Raw genomic sequence first — 16,782 nt, forward strand, 5'->3', positions numbered from 1 at the left:
CCCCATTGACGCGAGCAAACGAAAATAGATTATTGATTTAAAAAGAAAACTTACATTTATTTGTGCATCAAAAATGCGTAAAAAACGCAAAGGGCACACTAATAATATCAATATGTTAACTGATGGTTTTATAGATGCCGATAGCCGCCTTTGCCCGTCCCAGCAGCCGCCGGCGGTCCGCCAGCCCGTTCAAGCCGCCGTTGATGCGGCGGGTGACGGCTTCGAGGTCGTCGCGGTCGGCCAGGGCGTTGATCTCGCGCCGAGACCAGTACCAGCCGGCGACGTCGACGCAGAGGCGATCATCCGTGGCGACGCGGGCCGGCTCGGCGACGACGTCGACATCGAGGCCGCTGGTCTTGCTGTATTCGGCGTAGTTGGCGCGGCCGGTGAGCTGGATCAGGCCGCGGCCCTTGTAGCGGCGGCCGTCGCCGGGCTGGGTGTTGCCGAGGTCGCGGCGGCCTTCATAGGCCGCGCCGCTGGCGATCTCCTCGCGGTAGCGCAGCTCGCCGCTCTCGTGGCCGATCTGCGCGATGAAGTGCGCGGCGCGCTGCGGCGTGGTGATGTCGTGGCGCTGCATGGTGTCGATGATCGGCGCCGCCAGGGCGGCGAGCGCGTCCTCGGCGGCGGCGAGGAAGATGAACTGCAGCAGCACGGCATCGAGTGCGCCCGGCAGCGTGGCGCACAGCGCGCGCAATGTGGCATCGCCCGGCTGCACGCAGCCGTCGCCCTCGGCCATGCCGATCATCTTCTGCTGGAAGCCGCGCACAGCCTCGGTGGTCTTGGTGCCGAAGATGCCGTCGGGCTTGAGCAGTGGATCGAGGCCAAAGCCTGCGGCGTTGAGGTTGAGCAGGCGCTGCACGGTTTCGACGTCGTCGCGCTGGTTGGTCTGATGGAATCCGACCGATCCGAAGATCATCTGAGCACTCCTATAAATAGCAACACTGATCCGCCTCGATCGCACCTATCGCGCGCCCCCTGCCACATCGGCACAGGAATCGAATACAAATAACCCTGGAGTTATTGACGGCGGCTTTTTTGGGGTTATAATAACCCCTGTCTTTTGGAGCAGATGAGGCCGCAAATGAATAGTCGCGACATCATCAGGGCGCTGATAGACGACGGCTGGCAGGAAGTGCGGGTGACTGGCAGTCACCACCACTTCAAACATCCGATCAAGAAGGGGCTCGTAACGGTTCCCCATCCGAAAAAGGATCTGCCACCGAAAACGGTTAACAGCATCCTGAATCAGGCCGGGCTCAAGTGAGCCCGGAATTTTCAGGGCGCTTTCAACACATAACTCATTAAGGACACACGCAACGCGACACAGTAGGTGGACAGCTATGTTCTATCCGCTCGCCATTGAGCCGGGCGATGCCGATCACGCCTTCGGCGTCATCGTTCCGGACATTCCTGGCTGCTTCTCGGCAGGAGACACCCTGCAGGAAGCCATCAAGTCCGCGCACGAGGCCATCCGCGGCCACCTTGAATTACTGGCTGAAGACGACGAAGACATCCCGGAGGCATCGACTGTCGACGCCCTGGTGCAGCGTGAAGACCTGCAAGGTTGCACCTGGGCACTGGCGGACATCGACGTGACGCCCTACCTCGGCAAAGCCGAGAAGATCAACGTCACCCTGCCCGGTCGCCTGCTGCGCCGGCTGGATCAGGCCGTCGCCGAGGGCGCGTTCCGCTCGCGTAGCGGTGCGCTGGCCGAGGGCGCTCAGCTCTTGCTGCTTACGCGCCAGCAACAAACCGGACGCCGGGACACCTGAGTTGCCTGCTCGCCCCGCGGAGAACAAGGGTGCTCAGAATCTGAGCACCCTTTTTTACTTCACCGAGCGATCCTGAACGTCCCGGCCCGGCGTGATCCGGCGCCGCGTTGGATGCCGTCCAGTGCTTGGTCGAACATTTCGAGGTGGTGGCGCAGGGCCATGATCTCGATGCGGCAGGCGTCGACGTTGTAGCCGGCGCGGCTGAGGAGCACGAGCAGCGCCGATATCGGCGAGCGTGAGTCCATGCCGAACAGCACGCGCGCCGGGATGTTCAGTGTGTTGCCGGAGGCGAACTGTTCGCGGGCAAGCGCCGGGTTCTCGTCGAGCCAGCGCTGTACGGGAAAGTCGATGTCGAGACGCGGCGGGGTGTCGTCGAGCGCGCGGCCGAGGGCGTTGATGACGCGGCCGATCAGCTCCGGGCCGACCGGCTCGTCGACGGTGCGGCCGGCGCGCTGGTTCCAGTGCTGCCACAGCACGTCGTCGCACTCGGTCTGGTACTGAATGATGCGCTCGCGCAGCTCCGCGCGGACCTTGTTCGGGTGGATGCTCATCAGCCAGCCGGGGAGTTTGCGCAGCGGCAGGCAGGTCATCGGGCGACGCTGAGTGTCGCCGGGAAGCTGCATCTGGATTTCCCGGACGCAGACCTTGAAGCGGCTACCGTTAAGCTTCTCGTGCTGGCCTGCCCAGTTCAGCCCCATGCCTTCGACAATTGGCTTCATTGGGGCACATGGCTCGCCGTCGTAGTCGGTAACAAACAGCGTGGCGCCGTGGAACGGCACAGGTACGACGGACGGAATCGGGGTGTTCATGGTGTGGCTCCTGGTCAAGTTGGAGCCGTCACCGCCGTTTCCAGACGGGTGGTGACGGACCGCGCGGGGCTGGAAAACCGGGACCAAGGAACCGGCACGCCCGAGGGCGTCCCCGCGCGGCCCGCCATAGAATATCGCGGACACGAAAAAAGCGCCGCGATGGTCTTGGCGCTTGCGCGCCTTGATACTCGGGTTTCCAGGCCCGGCCGCCCATTGGGGGCGACGGGATCAGGATAGGACTGCGGCCCGCCGGGGCGCAAGTCGTCAGTCCTGAATCGTCGTCAGGATGCCGTTGTTAAAGTAGAGATATTGTGTGTCGCTACCACGTCCTATGACCCACTGCTCACTGACGCCGTAGACGCTGGTCGTGCGGTTGACATGAATAAACTGACCGTCCAGTGCACAGCGCGCTTCATCAGCCGTCATGCCGATGATCGGCTTGTGTTGCAAAATTGCCTGACGTGTCCTCGGTGATCGGCCGCAGGTATCTGCACGCTGCTGCTCAATTTTGCGATCGTATTCAGCCGCGGCCGCCTTTGACTTGGCGATGGCTGCGGCTTCAGCAGCATCCCTTTGTCTCCGCTGGCGGTTTTCTTCTTCCATACAGGCCGGGGCAGGAATGGGGATGGCTTGTCGCTTGCGCACACGATCGAACTCCGCTTGTCGCCATCTTTGTATTTGTTCTTCGCATGATCCGACCTGACTGGATGCACTGGGCACTGTCGGCACAGCACCAGGACACGGCTTGTCTTGAAATACCGGCCGTCCATTCGGACCAGCACATTGAAAGACATCAGCGCGCACTGTCATCGAAAACAATACGGCGAGCACAACGAGAGCTGATCGCGTGAGTAAACATCTCATCGTCATACGCCCGATCAGCGCACGCATCACGTCTTGTCCTTCAGCTGCTCGTGCAACAACCGGCGCATCTCGGCGATGTTGGTCACGATGCTCGCGAAGCCGATCAGCAGGCATGGCGTTACCAGAGCGGCGCCGAACATGACGACGATCAAACCCCACTCAAGCCCGCTTCGCTCGCTCGACGTTATCGCGACAATCAACATCCCAACCGCCGAAATCCCCAGCAACACGAGCATCGACACGGCGATGCCGCGCAGATAACTGGCGGCGGAGAGTCCGGGGATCTCGATCTTTCCGGCTGGGCGCCATGGCGGCGGCTCCATCATGGCCGGCTCTGGCGCTTTGGGTGCTGGTGCTGGTGCCGGCGCGGGCGGCTTCCTCAGCCTCGCCAGCGCAGCCTCGAACTCATCGTAGTTCGCGCCGCAGAACGCGCATTCGGTGTACGGAGGCCCGTCCTTTTCGCCACGCACCTTTCCGCACTTCTTGCACTCCCGTCCGATGTTACTCGGTGCCTGCTCCATTCCCTGCTCTCCCTCCAAACACTGCGCTGATCGTAGCGATGGAGCATCAGTAATGGCTTGCACGCGGTCTGTGCGATCAATCACACCTCGATTTCCAACGCCGCCGAATACACCGGCGCAGCGCCGGCCAGCACATCGCCGCGCACGTAAACGCTCTCCCCGATCGCCGCCGCACCCCGCGGGCGGATCGTGCCGCCGCCGAGCAGTGCCACGGTGACGCGGCCGTCGGCGCCTGTCGCGGCCGTGACGACGCCGGCCAGCAGCGGATCACTCGCGACCAGTGCCCGCCAGCGCCGCGCCACCGAGCCGGTGTCTTCACCGAGCGTGACGCGCTGGCGCACGCGGTAGGCACTGCCCTGCGACTCCAGCGAGACGCGGTGCGCAGAGACGATGCCGCGCGCGCCGTCGATATCGAGCAGCTGGCCCAGTTCGACCAGCGGAAAATCTGCACCGAGCGGCAGCTCGAATGAACTGACCGCTGGCTGCCGCCACAGCGCGGCCAACTCCCGTGCACCGCGCGCGCGCAGGCCGTCTGCGTGCGTCAGCAGCGGATCGAGCACCGTTGAGGCCAGCGTGGCGCCGGCGGTGCCGGTGCGACGCACGCGTGCCAGCAGCCCGTCAGCCTCGCCGCCGCCGAGGTAAACCGCCTCGGCCTGCGGCGGCCGCGTACTGCGGCGGCTGAGCACGGTCACGCCGGCGCCGCCGGGCACGATCAGGTCCGGGGCGGCGTCCTGATACGCCCACGGCAGCACGGGATAACGTGGCAGCACGCTCAGTCGCCGGGCGGTCCGCGACGGCACGACGACGCCGCCGGCTGATTGCGCCAGCTGCGTGATCGCGGCCAGCGGTGTGGCGGCGGCCAGCGTCCACACGCCCGCCGGCACCAGCCAGTCGGCGGCGCGCCAGTCGTCGATCAGCCAGTCGGACCACTCGGCCAGCTCGCCATCTGCCAGCTGGCGCACCGTGGCAGCGACCGAGGCCGTGCGGTCGCGCGGCAGCACATACGGCGCATCGAGGAGCGCCGACAGCGAATATCCGCTGAGCTGCCGCGTCACCCGGCCGTGACGGATCTCCTCCGTCCAGCCGTCGGCCAGCCAGCGCCAGTGCACGCCGTTGATGTCGGCGACCAGCTCGACGGGCTCGTCATCCGCCAGCGGCTCCAGCAGCCCGAGCACATCGGGACCGAGCAGTGACGCGCTGGCGCGGATGATCCCGGTGTCGGCGTCGACCTCGAAGGCCATCCCCGCACACGGGATCGGCGCGCCGTCGGCGGCCCGCACCAGACTGTAGGTGGTTGGCACGTAGTAGATCCTCCGAAGGGGAATGGCTGGCAGACACGCTGGCCGCCCCAACCACAGGGCCAGTGCGCCCCAGTCGTCTGGGTCGATCCGGCGGCACAGGCGCAGATCGACTGGACTGCCCAGCAGCGGCCGCGGCACTGGCGTGGGGGCTGGCACTGGTACGGGCGGGTAGAAGCTGGCGGCGCGTGGATAGACGGCATCACGCCACCGGCTGAGGCGATCAGCGGCACCGCGGCCGGCTCGCCGCCACGCGCCCATCGCCTCTACAGCTGGCCGATCCGCCGTCTGCCAGCCGGTCCGCAGCCAGAGATCAGCGCGCGGCAGGTATTGCCACAGCAGCAGGCCACCGCCGGCCGCGCGATCGGCATCGGCATAGTGGTCACCGAGCAGTGCGGCGACGCGCGACAACTGCCGCCAGCCAGCCGTCACGGTCTGGCCGGTGCTGCGTGCGTCAGTCCACTGCACCGCCGCGGCACCGGCGGCACCGCCACTGCTGCGCCAGGCCGTCGCCGCATCAGCGCCGCTACCGACAGCCGCTCGCCACTGACTGCGCGCCGCACCGCCGACAGCGGGACGCGCCGTGAAGTCGCCGCCGGCGGCGGCATCGACTCGCCCTGCTCCCCGCCAGGGGCTGTGACACTGCGCGCCGATACCCCGCGGCACGTTGATATCGACGTCGACACCGAGGCCGAGGCCTGCGAGCAGCAGGCCGACGCTGCCGCCGGCGGCGACGCTACGCCCACGCGCAGCACTGACGTGTCCTGCCAATCCAGGCAGCTCGCCGCCGGCGGTGACTGCATGCTCGGTGCTCGGCGCTGTGCCTGGATCGCCGAGCCACAGATCGACGCTGCCCGACGAGGCAGGCAGCGGACTGCGCAGATAGAGGTCGGTCACGACTCGGTGAGCACCAGGGCGCTCGATAGCACCAGCAGCTCGCCCGCGCGCAGATAGGTTCCGCCCGAGATACGCACCAGCGCGGTGCTGGTGTCGTCACCCACATCACCGTCGAGCATCGCCACCGCATCGCCGGCGATCAGCCGACACCACGTCGCCGCGCCTGCGGCGGCGACCATGGGAGCGGTGGCGGGCACCGTGATGACTAGCGCCCGGCCGCTGGCGCTGATGTCAGCCCTGTCGATCGTCCAGACAGCCAACAGGGTGGCCGCGTCAGGCGCAGCGCCGACCGCCGGCACCGGGTCGCTGTAGATCTCCAAGCGCGGATCACTGCTCCCGGCCAGCAGACGCGCTGCACGAGCCGTCGCCGCCGCGACGGCCAGCGGATCGAGCACGGCGATCACGTCGGCAGCTCCGCTCGACGACGATCGTGCACAGCAGCGTCCTGCACACCGGTGGGATCGGTGCCCAGAACGATCCATTCACGGTCCGTGGCGAGCCCGGTGATCTGATAGGCGCCGGTCGCGGCGTCACTCCACACCTCGCGAGCCACTCGCCCGGAGTCTGCATCCAGCACGCGCACGCGACCTAGACCGGGCTGTGGCGGATTGCCCAGGTAGAGCGTGCCCGCCAGCGCGCCGTCTCCCGTCAGGTCAGCCGATCCGCCAGCGCGCAGGCTGCCCAAAACACTCACGGCGCCTCCCAGTCGCTAATCGCGATTGCCAGCGCGCCAGCCCGCTTCACGCTAGACGCATCAGAGACATACCCAGTGATTAGTACGGCCAGCACGCCGCCGATGTCGACCAGACCTGCAGACGGATACCCTGATGCATGCAACAGCCCATATAAACCGCGGCAGCGGCCGCGCGGCGCGCCGCCATGAGCTGCATGCAGAGGGATAACCAGCGCACCGCCACTTGGGGCCGGATAGGGCGGGCCAAACCCGTACCCAGGAGTCCAGACCGCGACACCGTCTGACACCACTGCGCCGGCATCGATAGACGACTCCCCCGACCAACCACTCGGGTATCCAATCGTCACCACAGAATCAGTGAGGCGTCGGGCGGAATGCAGGACCGCAAACGACTCATCCTGCGACGCTACTCCGAAACCTGCGACCGCGGAGCAGTAACCGTCGGTCAGCGCCAGGCGACCCAGATCACCAAACATGTGCAGTCGCATACGACTGATTGACGCTGACGTGCCGCAGGCAACGTAAATCGTGTGCTCGTCGGCCACAACGACCCACCGCACATCTCCGCCGGAGGATTTTGCGATACGTACCGTGTCGCTGCCAGGAAACGGTGAGGCACCTGCATCAATCGCCGTAGCCGCACGGTAGCCACGCAGCACAGCCGTCGTACCAGCCGAATCGTCAATCAAATAGGTGAACTGTCGCCCCAATACACTGGACGACCGGTACATGGCCGAATTACCTGCAGTGTAAATTTTCGCCCATCCGCCGAGCCCAGCCACCTTGGCGGTGATTGCTCCGCTGAGCGTGCCGTCTGCAGCGGCTGTTGCCCACGCGAACGTCGTCGCGCTGACCCTGGTGACGCGGTGCTGCCCATCCAGCGCAGCCCCGGCACCGCTGATCTCGATGATCTGCTGGTCTAGATAGGGATGCCCTGTGTTGACCGTGGCTGTCGCGGTGCCAGCAGACACCGTCAGCGCACTCAGGGTGACCGCACAGTACCCAGCGCTGCAGGCATCGATCAGTGCAATCAGGCTACCGGCTGTGCCGCTCAGAGCAGGCGCTCCAGCCACAGCAGTACCGGCCGCATCATGGCTAGAGAACCACTTCACCGGGTAGTTCATACGTCCACTCCGCCAGCGGTCTCAACCTTAAACGAATCCACCCCGCTGGCCGATGCGTCGAGATCGACAGTACGTACCAGCGCCAGCTTCACGCCGCAGGGGTGGGTGCGGAATATGATCGTCGAGCCAACCGTCCGATCGAGTGAGAACCCGGCGGCAGCCATCGACCAATACGGCACCCCGGTGGTGTCGTTGATTGGCGACAGGCCATCGTTGACGTTTCCGAGCGCCACCAATCCGAGCGCCCGCCCATAGATTTTCACGTTCCCAGCGCTATCGGTCAGCGTGATGCGCCAGTGCTCTTCGACAGCTCCAGCCCCTGTGACGGCGATCGGCTGGGCGGCATCGTCATAGGTTAACGCCGCCGCGGCACCAATCACTTCATCCGACCACACCCCGGTCCAAGTCTGCTGGGCGTGCAGATAGCTGGTCCGCGGCTGCAACGTCCCGTGCTCCTGCAGCGTGCTGACGAAGCTGCCTGCCGGATAGTCGTGTGAGACCGCGCGCATCAGCGTCAGCGTGCCGTCCACGTCCACTCGCCGGCAGCGGATCACATCGGCGATGCGCGCCTGGTAGCTGTACGGCGCACTGTGGCCGGTCAAGTCCAGAGGCGTCACCCACGTCAGCAGCCCTGCATCGAGGTCTACGGTGTAGAGCGTGCTCGACACCCGCTGTCCAGCTGCATCGAGTACGCGCACGCGCTGCAGCCGGTCGTAGCCCAGGTTGATCACGGTGCCAGCGGCGGGCATGCCGCCGGTGGTCTCGTGCGTGTAGTGGACGAGCACGGCGTCACCCGCCCGGAATATCGGCAGCTGGCCGTCGATGGGCAACCGCGTGCTGGGCATCCCGACCTGATCCGAGCTGAGCGGCACACTGGACACGGCCACCGTCGTCAGCCGCACCGTTTCCGGCAGCACGGCGCGCGGCCGCCAGATCTGATCGCCAACGATCAGGTCGGCGGAGTACCAGGCAGCGGTCAGATCGTCAGGCGTCAGTGACGCCACCGCCAGCCAGTCGCCGAATCGCAACCGATAGAGACCGCTGTCAACGTCGATGGTCCCGCGCAGCAATCCTGTGGCGAGCACGCCGCTGCCGTCGTCCGTCGCGCTGATCGCCGTGCCGTCAGTCGCCGTCGCGTGGATCTGCGTGACGCCGCCCTTCAACGGCCGGCTCGGCACGTAGCCGACCAGCTCCGTGGTCGGCCGCACGGCACTGCGGGTCAGCAGCGCCTCCAGCGTGGCGCTCGACACTGGCGTGCCGGGCGTGACCGTGATCGTCACCACGCCGGCCGCGGCATCGAGCACGCCCACCGCCGTGGCGGCGCCAGACGTCGGCACCAGCGCGCGGTACACCACGCCACCACTCTCCCAGTAGCGATCCCCACTGAGGTTGAGTGACAGCGAGCCGCTGACGATCTCTTCACCGCCCACCGGCAACGCCACGCGCAGAGGGCCTGCCTCTGCGTAGAGCTCGTCGGCGTCTGCCGACGCGTCGATCGTCGACCAGTAATCGACCACCGGCGCAGCATCAATCGACGGCAGCGTACCCACGCTGATGCGCGTTTGCAGCTCCTTCCCTCGGGCGTCCGAGTAATAGGTCAGCCACGATTCGCGCGCCGTGCTGGACGACAGCGAGATCACGATATCGCCCGTGGCGTAGTCAACGCTGCCCACGTCGACGCCACCCCACAGCAGGCGGCCGGCGCCGTCATCGATGAGCGCAGCGTCTTCGATCCAGAACGACGGCTGCAGATCGACCACATCGTTGGTGCCCGTGGTCGACGGATTGGCATCGAGACGCACCGCCCGCAGCGTGACCCGCAAACCGCCAGGGCGGATCGGGACAGCGGGCGCCGGCAGCGTGCAGCTGCAGCTGGTCGCATTGATGTGCGTGGCGGCCAGCGTGCCGGTGCTGACCGCACGGCGCTCGACGAGCCAATGCACCATCGACCCCGGATCCGGCAAATACGCATAGACCACGTCGGCAATGCCGGTGCCGTGCACCAGCGATCCGCTGGCGTGCCCGCTGATCACACCGTCGCTGCCGACGACCAACGTCCGCGCGACACCCGCACTGGTCCAACTGGCAGACACACTGCCGGGCTGCAGCCCGGCCGGGAGCTCGACCCGGTGCCGCGCATCGAGGATCACTGATCCGCCGTCTCGCCGGGTGTACTCGGCCGCGACGGCGTACTGATAGACGATCGACGATCCGAGATCCGGCAGTGCCGCCAGAGACGGCAGGATGTCCCCGTCCACGTAGCTGACACTGCCAGCGCCGCCGGCGCCGCTCAGCGTGCCGGCGCCGTCATCAGCGAGGGTGAGCCAGGTGCCATCCGACAGATATGACACCGAGACGGTACCCGGTGCCGGCGGTGGCTCGGCCGTGTATGCGTAGGTATACCCACGATTGCCGGTCGTGACGGCGGTCTCGGCAGTATCCACGACTCCGACGACACGGGCGGCCGGCGCGGCGTCGACGTGCCAAGTGCCGCCGATTGATGTGCGAATGGTCCCCGACGCGTAATCGATCGTCGCGGTGAGCCCACTGCCTGCCGCCGTGCCATCGCCCAGATCGACCAGCGTGGCGGTGCCGCTGATCGTCACCGTGCCCGGAGTAATCGCACGCGCCAGATAGATCACGCTGCCAGTCACGCCGCTGGCCAGCCGCAGCACGCCGCCGGCCTGCACCAGCTGTGCCCGGCTGGCGCCCGCCTGCAGGCTGGCAATCGCCGTCTCCGTGGTCGCCGACGGTACCAGCGGCTGCCGAATGCGCTCCACTTGCACCGTCGGTGATCCCAGTGCAATCGGTGCCGTCGTGGCAGCGATCCCCCACAGCCGCGCAGCACCGGTCGCCAGCGTGACACGCACGACTGACGCCAGCGACGCGACCTGTGGATCGGCGCGCGCGATATCCGTGCCGGTGAACGAGCTCTCCAGCGCAGAGTCGTCACTGAGCGTGACGGTCAGCACCGTGCGGGCGTACTCGCCCTTGTCATCGACGCGGGTGCGCATTGCTGACTCGACCGCCGCGACACGCACGTACTGTTCTGCACTGGCCGATTGAAGCACCAGCACATCGCCAGGCACTGGCGCTTCATTGCCAGGCTGCTGCCAGATCTGGATCTGGCGCGATCCGACACCGGCACCGGGCATCAGAAATCCGGGGAAATAGCTGGCTGCGAGCAGCTCGTTGGTGCTGCGCCCGACGACGTCGACGCGCGTGTCGTCCCAGGCACCGGGCGGCAGCAGGGCGATACTCACGTCATCGCTGATGGGCGGCTGCGCGATGAATGAGTACGCGCGATACCACTCGGAATCGTCTGCGGTGGCGGCGATCGCAAAAATGGAGCGCACGTTGACGACACCGGTGAAGTCCAGCTCAGCCAGATCAGGCCATATGCCGTTTTCCGCTCCGAACACGATGACTGTCGGCGACGGCAGCCCGCCGCCGTCATCGTAATCGGTCATTCGCTGGCTGGCGTAATACGTGATCGAGTCGTCGGTGATGGGCATGATCAGACCGTGCGCAGGTGAAGAATGACGTCGAACCAGTCACTCGGGTCTGTAGGGGCTGTCGGTAGCAGCTCATCAGCCGCTATCGGCGAGACGTCGTAGCGCCAACCGACGGCCAGCACACGACTGTCCGGCAGCAGCAACGTCAGTTCGCGGCCAGCCGTCAGCGTGGCGCTCAACGCGCTGAGCGTCTCGCGAGTGAGCCAGTGCACGGCCAGCGTCACCGGCCGACCAGCCGACAGCGTGAACGGCTCCACAATCAGCGAGCCAGTGATGTCCCGATCTACAGACTCGACCACCGGAGACCAGTCGCCGGTGAGCTCGTCCGTCCACAGGGTGTCGTCCGGCAGCACGATCCCGTCGAGCGTGCAGCTCATCGCCGCCCACCAAATCGGGTGGCACGCTCGACCGCATCGAGCACCTGGTTGATCGCGCTATCGTCGGTGGCGACAGAGACCTCACGCCCACCGATTGACAGCTCCAGGCGGGCGGTACGACCCGTCGCAGCGGCCCTCGTGTTTCGCGCTGGGGCCGTTGATTGAGCTGCCGCCGTCGATGAGTTGGCGGCATTGGCGCCCTGCTGCGCAGCCTGCTGTTTGAGCGTGAGCTGATAGTTTTGCTCTGCCAGCCGCAGCGCCTTGTCGGCATTGCCGATGGACTGCTGATCACCTGCCTGACGCGCGGCGGTGGCCTGCTGTTCCAATTTCGCGCGCTGCTCGGCGTATCTCAGCCGTTCGTACTCAGCCTGATCACCGCGCAGCTGCGCGTTTTGTTGCTCAAGCTGCGCGACAGTGCCCGCCAGATCCTCGCGCAGGCTTTGTACCGCTTCACGCGCGCGCTCAATCGACGCCGTGAACTCCGATAGCTGCGACTCGTCGAGGTACTTCGCCGCATTCGCCGCCAAACTGGTTGCCTGCGCGAGCTGAGCGGCAGATGCGCCCCCGCGCTCCATCGACCTGTCGAGTGCGGCCTGCGCACGCGCCACATCCAGCGAGGTCTGGTAATACTTCCGCGTGACCTCCTCGGCATCCAGAAAGTACTGCGTGTACTCTTGCCAACCGAGCGACTCTCCCTGCAGGTATTCACGCATGGAGGCCATACGATCAGTGGTTTTGCGCAGCTGCACTTCGAGCGCTTCGATGCCGCCTCTCGCGAGGTCAATATCGTCGCGGACTTCCTGCGGAAATAGCTCCCGCATACCAACATGAGCTTGGCGCAGCTCATCAAATGCAATGCCGGCGGCAGTCGACAGCTCGTAAACCCGCTGTCGTGCGATGCGCATATTTTCTGCCAAAACCTCAGCCGCTGAGGCTGTACTCACCAACTGCTGCCCTTGCTGTTGCACAGCTTGGGTGTTCGCTTGTGCGGCGTCGGTGTTTTGCTGGTTCGCGTCAGTATTCTGTTGTGTCAGGTTGGTGTTGTTTTGCACCTGAGACCCAACACCGGCGAGTTGCTGCCCAGCCTTCTGACCTGCGTTTCCCGCACGCATAGCTTCCGCAGCGAGCTTGTCAAACGCCTCACCGACCCCCAACGCTGCCGCCTTTGCTGCCAGATTCGCCGCGATAATTTGTTCACTGCCGTCGCCGGCAGCGCGAGCGGCGGCCACCGCCCGCTCGGCGTACTGCAGGAATGCGCTCTGCACATCGCCAGCGCTGGCGGTGCCGGAATTTCTGATGATCTCGAACGCCAAGCGACTGCTTTCGGCGATCTGGTTAAGACTCTCCTGGCTTTGAACGCCTAAGTCAGAGAACGCCTTTGCGACCGGATCGGTGGCGTCCTTGATCGCTCCGATGCGCCCTTTGACACGCAGTAGCGCCAAGTCGATCTCGTCGGCCGACAACCCGGCCGCTTGCGCCCACTGACGGAACAGACCGCCCAGAGCATCGGCATCGCCGATGGTCGTTACCTTCGACAACGCGCCAGCGAAGGCGCCGCGCACCGCATCGGCCGACGCGGTACCGTTGGCCAGCACCGTGCGAAATGCATCGACAGCGTCCGTCGATGCCTGCGAAAAGCCGACGCCCACCGAGGCAGCGTCAACACCCAGCTTCGCCAACGCCGCACTCAACGTACCGCTCAGGATTTGGGATAGGCGATCCGCATATCCAAACGTACCGCCGAACGCGCGCTGTGCTTCTTGCTGAAACCGCAGCAGGTCATTGCCAGAGAGCTGCGCCAGCGTTGTCGACAGGCCGCTCTGAATCTCGGTGTTCGTGACCGTAGAGCGCTGGCGCACCAGATCGAGCGCGTCGGCTACGCGCTGCACACCGGCCGCACCAGCGCCGCTGAACAGCCCTTCATTGAGCAACGCTGCGAACACCGGCCCGAGTGCCTCGCTCTGGCGCTTGGCCTGGCCCAGCTTATCGATCGTCTCCTGCACCGATTTCGGCAGGCGTTCGTAAGCGGCCGCTACCTGAGCCCCGGCAGTCTGCGCCGCGGCGCCCATCTTTGCCGCCGCAGCGGCCGCCTGATCGGACGCTGCCGTCGCCTTCTTCGGTCCCTGCTCGGCGTCGATGAACAGTTGCGTGAACTCGTCGCGCAGCGTGCCGAGGCGCTGCCGGTGACGCTCGGAAGCGGCGTCCCAGGTGTCGTCCGTGAACGACGCCTTGGTCAGTTCCCAGCCGTAGCGCACACCTTCCGCAATCTCCATGATGCCGCCAACCAGCGCGACACCAAACTTGCGCACCCCGGCGTATTCCTCGCGCAGCTTCTCGCCGATACTCCAGCCGATTTCGAACGAGGCAACCGCTGCGAATGCCGTGCTGAACTTGTTGGCTGCCAGCGTCGCGAGCGTGATCTCTGTACGCAGCGCAGTAATCGCCGCCGTCACAGTCGGCAGACGTGCACCGGCGGCCGTGACGGCCAGCAGCGCCAGCTCCAGCCCCTTCGCCGCGGTGGCAGCCGTGGCCAAAATGGTGGCGGCCCCTGTCAGTGCAGGAAACTGATCGATGAACGCGGCCAGCCCCGCGACGCCCTGACCGAGCGCCTGCACTATGCCGCTGATCGCGGGCAGGAAGACGTTGCCCAGATTGATGGCCGCTGTGTTGACGACGTTCTGCAGGATGTCGAGCTGCGCCTGAGTGGTTTGCAGGCGCTTGTCGAATTCCTGCTGCATCGCCCCGGCGACGCGCGTCTTATTCGCTACGAGTCCGAGCGCCTTGTCGTACTCACCGAGACTGCCCAGCAGCAGCGAGATGTCGTCCTGATACTCCGCGCCGAACAGGCGCGACAGGGTCTCAGCGCGAGACTGGGTATCCAGCTTCTGCAGGGACCGCAGCAGGCCGAGAATCGCTTGCTGCGGGTTCGCCTTGATGTTGGCTGCCAGCTCTTCCGCTGATAAACCGATGCGGGCGAGCCCGGTGCGGAAATCGTCGCCGGCAATGTTGGCCGTCTGCATCTTGGTGAGCAGCGCATTGATCGCCGTCGCCGCCACTTCTGGCGGTTTTCCGAGCGCCAGGAACGCAGCCCCCAGCGCAGCGGCCTGGTCAGCTGCCAGCCCGAAATTCTTCGCCGAGCCGCCGATGCGCGCCAACACCTCAACGATGTCAGCCTCGCGCGCCGCCGTGTTATTGCCCAGCGTGTTGACCGCATCCCCCAACCGCTCGACCTCGGCCAGTCCGAGGCCAAACACCGTTTTCAGCGTGGCAACCGACTTCGCGGCGGCCGCCGGGGCAATATCAAATGAGGTCGCCATCTTGGCGACCAACTCGGTGAATTGACGAATGTCGTTGCTGGCAACACCAAGCTGACCGCCGGCCGCTGCAATCTCAGCCAGCGCTGACGCGCTCAGCGGCAGCTGGGTAGACAGCTCGCGGAATTGCGCACTGAGTGTTGCCAGCTGCTCCTGCGTCGCGTTCGTCGTCTTCTCGACCTGATACATCGAGGTCTCGAAGTCGACGGCTGCACTGGCCGCCACGACCAAACCACCGGCCGCCGCCGCGACGGTCGCCAATTCCCCTTTGGCCCGCCCGAGGGCATCACTCCAGCCGACTGTGCCCCGCTCCAGATCGGCGATTCCCTCGCGCAGTTTGAGCTGCGCCTGCGCCAGTTCTTCGGTCGAGAGCTTGCCGCTGGTGCGCAGCGTGTCGTAGGCGGCGCGCAGCTTCTCGACCTCTGCGGCGATTTGCTGTTGCGGAATCAGGTTCAGTTGCTGCCGGGCGCTGGCGAGCGTGCGGAACTGCTGGTAGGTCTCGACCAGCTTGCGGGTTTCGGCGTCGAGTGACTCGATGGCGACCTTACCAGCCATCACGTCTTTGGCGAGCGCATTGAACGCACGGATCTCGGTCGGAGACTTACCCAGTTCCTTGAGCAAGGCCGTCCACTCGGCCGAGAACTGGCGCAGGTTCTTCGCCGACTCGACAGTGTCGAGCCGGAACTTGGCGCTGATGACTTCGGTGGCCATGCGATCTCTTCAAAATAAAAGCCCCGCCGTGGCGGGGCTTATTGGCATCGGCAGCTCATCCTGCACCTGCGAGGAACATCCTTACGCCGCTGTGTGCGCACGGTAGCGCACCGGACCCTGCCAGCCGTGCGGGGTGACCAGCTTGCCCTTGAGCGTGATCGACACCGGCTCATTGGTCACCCACGCCAGCGCGCCAGAGGGCGTGACGCTTGCCTGCCCCACTTCGAGCTCGACCGCCTGCCCGTCGTAGTACAGATTGCCGCCGACGGTCAAGATGCCCAGCTGGATGAGAGGCACGGTGCCCATGTAGATCTCGCTGCCGACACGCGCCTGGCAACTGAGCGTCGCGTCCACAGCCGTGTCGTCGGCAATGCTGCCGGTCGAGAGCACCCGCAGCAGGCCGGCCGCGAGGTCAACTTCGTAGTCTTCACCGGCTGTCTTTCCGGCGATGGCGAACGCGGTCAGTGAGTTGCTCCCGAGCGCCACCCAGCGGTCATGGTAGACATGGACTGTCACCGCCTCGTCGGTTTTGGCCGCCTGCAGATAGGTGGCCGGGACACCCCGCAGCCCCATCGACAGCAGATCGGGCTGCATGTCGTCAAACACGATCTCGATCTCTAAGGCCTTCGGTACCGGATAGCTGTCGAGCAACTGCCCTTTCTCACCACGCCTGAACGAGGGGCGATCGACGTAATCGGGGTCCGGCTGAGTGATGTCCAGCTTGCTGCAGTTGACGGGACCAAAGCCGCCCTGCCGAACACCTGCGTTCAAGCGAAACAGCAGCACGTCAACGTCGGTCAGCAGACCATAATTTTCAAGCACGGCGGCACACCTCTGTAGCAAGCAGCGGGCAAAGAAAACCCGCCGGGCGGCGGGTGGATGGTGA

General features: G+C 65.5%; 14 protein-coding genes. 2 read left to right on the top strand and 12 right to left on the bottom strand.

The window, feature by feature from the left end; translation table 11 throughout:
- Positions 1-115 precede the first annotated feature (115 nt).
- Positions 116-916, bottom strand: coding sequence for a glycoside hydrolase family 19 protein (locus C7443_RS02370; protein WP_110016964.1), 801 nt, complete (start codon positions 914-916; stop codon positions 116-118).
- A gap of 165 nt (positions 917-1,081) precedes the next feature.
- On the opposite strand from C7443_RS02370, the gene C7443_RS02375 reads away from it, so the two are divergent.
- Together C7443_RS02375 and C7443_RS02380 are read left to right on the top strand one after the other, a co-directional pair.
- Complete coding sequence (locus C7443_RS02375; protein ID WP_110016965.1) at positions 1,082-1,264, top strand: type II toxin-antitoxin system HicA family toxin; 183 nt, start codon at positions 1,082-1,084, stop codon at positions 1,262-1,264.
- A gap of 76 nt (positions 1,265-1,340) precedes the next feature.
- Positions 1,341-1,772, top strand: a complete 432-nt coding sequence (locus tag C7443_RS02380) for a type II toxin-antitoxin system HicB family antitoxin (RefSeq protein ID WP_110016966.1) — start codon at positions 1,341-1,343, stop codon at positions 1,770-1,772.
- Between the two features lie 59 nt (positions 1,773-1,831).
- On the opposite strand, the gene C7443_RS20240 is transcribed toward C7443_RS02380, so the two are convergent.
- From C7443_RS20240 to C7443_RS02430, 11 genes are all read right to left on the bottom strand, one after another.
- Positions 1,832-2,581, bottom strand: coding sequence for a phage antirepressor N-terminal domain-containing protein (locus C7443_RS20240; protein WP_211346137.1), 750 nt, complete (start codon positions 2,579-2,581; stop codon positions 1,832-1,834).
- A gap of 264 nt (positions 2,582-2,845) precedes the next feature.
- Positions 2,846-3,472: a DUF4124 domain-containing protein gene (locus tag C7443_RS19760; protein ID WP_146213209.1), complete on the bottom strand. Its 627-nt coding sequence runs from the start codon at positions 3,470-3,472 to the stop codon at positions 2,846-2,848.
- Positions 3,472-3,966, bottom strand: coding sequence for a hypothetical protein (locus tag C7443_RS02395; RefSeq protein ID WP_110016968.1), 495 nt, complete (start codon positions 3,964-3,966; stop codon positions 3,472-3,474). Before C7443_RS02395 ends, C7443_RS19760 begins: the two co-directional genes overlap by 1 nt.
- An 80-nt stretch (positions 3,967-4,046) precedes the next feature.
- Complete coding sequence (locus C7443_RS20245) at positions 4,047-6,161, bottom strand: hypothetical protein (RefSeq protein ID WP_110016969.1); 2,115 nt, start codon at positions 6,159-6,161, stop codon at positions 4,047-4,049.
- A complete protein-coding gene (locus C7443_RS02405) occupies positions 6,158-6,565 on the bottom strand; it encodes a hypothetical protein (protein WP_110016970.1) in 408 nt (135 codons plus the stop codon). The genes C7443_RS20245 and C7443_RS02405 overlap by 4 nt, the downstream gene beginning before the upstream one ends.
- Complete coding sequence (locus C7443_RS19765; RefSeq protein ID WP_146213210.1) at positions 6,562-6,855, bottom strand: hypothetical protein; 294 nt, start codon at positions 6,853-6,855, stop codon at positions 6,562-6,564. Before C7443_RS19765 ends, C7443_RS02405 begins: the two co-directional genes overlap by 4 nt.
- On the bottom strand, positions 6,852-7,979 hold the full coding sequence (locus tag C7443_RS02410) for a hypothetical protein (RefSeq protein ID WP_110016971.1): 1,128 nt from the start codon (positions 7,977-7,979) through the stop codon (positions 6,852-6,854). Before C7443_RS02410 ends, C7443_RS19765 begins: the two co-directional genes overlap by 4 nt.
- Positions 7,976-11,494, bottom strand: coding sequence for a hypothetical protein (locus C7443_RS02415; RefSeq protein ID WP_110016972.1), 3,519 nt, complete (start codon positions 11,492-11,494; stop codon positions 7,976-7,978). Before C7443_RS02415 ends, C7443_RS02410 begins: the two co-directional genes overlap by 4 nt.
- A 2-nt stretch (positions 11,495-11,496) precedes the next feature.
- Positions 11,497-11,871 carry a hypothetical protein gene (locus C7443_RS02420; RefSeq protein WP_110016973.1) on the bottom strand — a complete coding sequence of 125 codons (375 nt, stop codon included), beginning with the start codon at positions 11,869-11,871 and terminating at the stop codon, positions 11,497-11,499.
- The gene (locus C7443_RS02425) at positions 11,868-15,896 is read right to left on the bottom strand and encodes a phage tail tape measure protein (protein ID WP_110016974.1); all 4,029 of its coding nucleotides are present in this window, start codon (positions 15,894-15,896) and stop codon (positions 11,868-11,870) included. The genes C7443_RS02420 and C7443_RS02425 overlap by 4 nt, the downstream gene beginning before the upstream one ends.
- 81 nt (positions 15,897-15,977) lie before the next feature.
- On the bottom strand, positions 15,978-16,718 hold the full coding sequence (locus C7443_RS02430) for a phage tail tube protein (protein WP_110016975.1): 741 nt from the start codon (positions 16,716-16,718) through the stop codon (positions 15,978-15,980).
- Positions 16,719-16,782 lie beyond the last annotated feature (64 nt).

The sequence above is a fragment of the Plasticicumulans acidivorans genome (assembly GCF_003182095.1).
GTDB classification, from domain to species: domain Bacteria; phylum Pseudomonadota; class Gammaproteobacteria; order Competibacterales; family Competibacteraceae; genus Plasticicumulans; species Plasticicumulans acidivorans.

Bases quoted from the DNA above. Each gene is read 5' to 3' on its own strand.
- C7443_RS02370 (WP_110016964.1), bottom strand. From the start codon at position 916: ATGATCTTCGGATCGGTCGGATTCCATCAGACCAACCAGCGCGACGAC.
- C7443_RS02410 (WP_110016971.1), bottom strand. From the start codon at position 7,979: ATGAACTACCCGGTGAAGTGGTTCTCTAGCCATGATGCGGCCGGTACT.
- C7443_RS02415 (WP_110016972.1), bottom strand. From the start codon at position 11,494: ATGCCCATCACCGACGACTCGATCACGTATTACGCCAGCCAGCGAATG.
- C7443_RS19760 (WP_146213209.1), bottom strand. From the start codon at position 3,472: ATGCGTGCGCTGATCGGGCGTATGACGATGAGATGTTTACTCACGCGA.
- C7443_RS02425 (WP_110016974.1), bottom strand. From the start codon at position 15,896: ATGGCCACCGAAGTCATCAGCGCCAAGTTCCGGCTCGACACTGTCGAG.
- C7443_RS02375 (WP_110016965.1), top strand. From the start codon at position 1,082: ATGAATAGTCGCGACATCATCAGGGCGCTGATAGACGACGGCTGGCAG.
- C7443_RS20240 (WP_211346137.1), bottom strand. From the start codon at position 2,581: ATGAACACCCCGATTCCGTCCGTCGTACCTGTGCCGTTCCACGGCGCC.
- C7443_RS02420 (WP_110016973.1), bottom strand. From the start codon at position 11,871: ATGAGCTGCACGCTCGACGGGATCGTGCTGCCGGACGACACCCTGTGG.
- C7443_RS02380 (WP_110016966.1), top strand. From the start codon at position 1,341: ATGTTCTATCCGCTCGCCATTGAGCCGGGCGATGCCGATCACGCCTTC.
- C7443_RS02395 (WP_110016968.1), bottom strand. From the start codon at position 3,966: ATGGAGCAGGCACCGAGTAACATCGGACGGGAGTGCAAGAAGTGCGGA.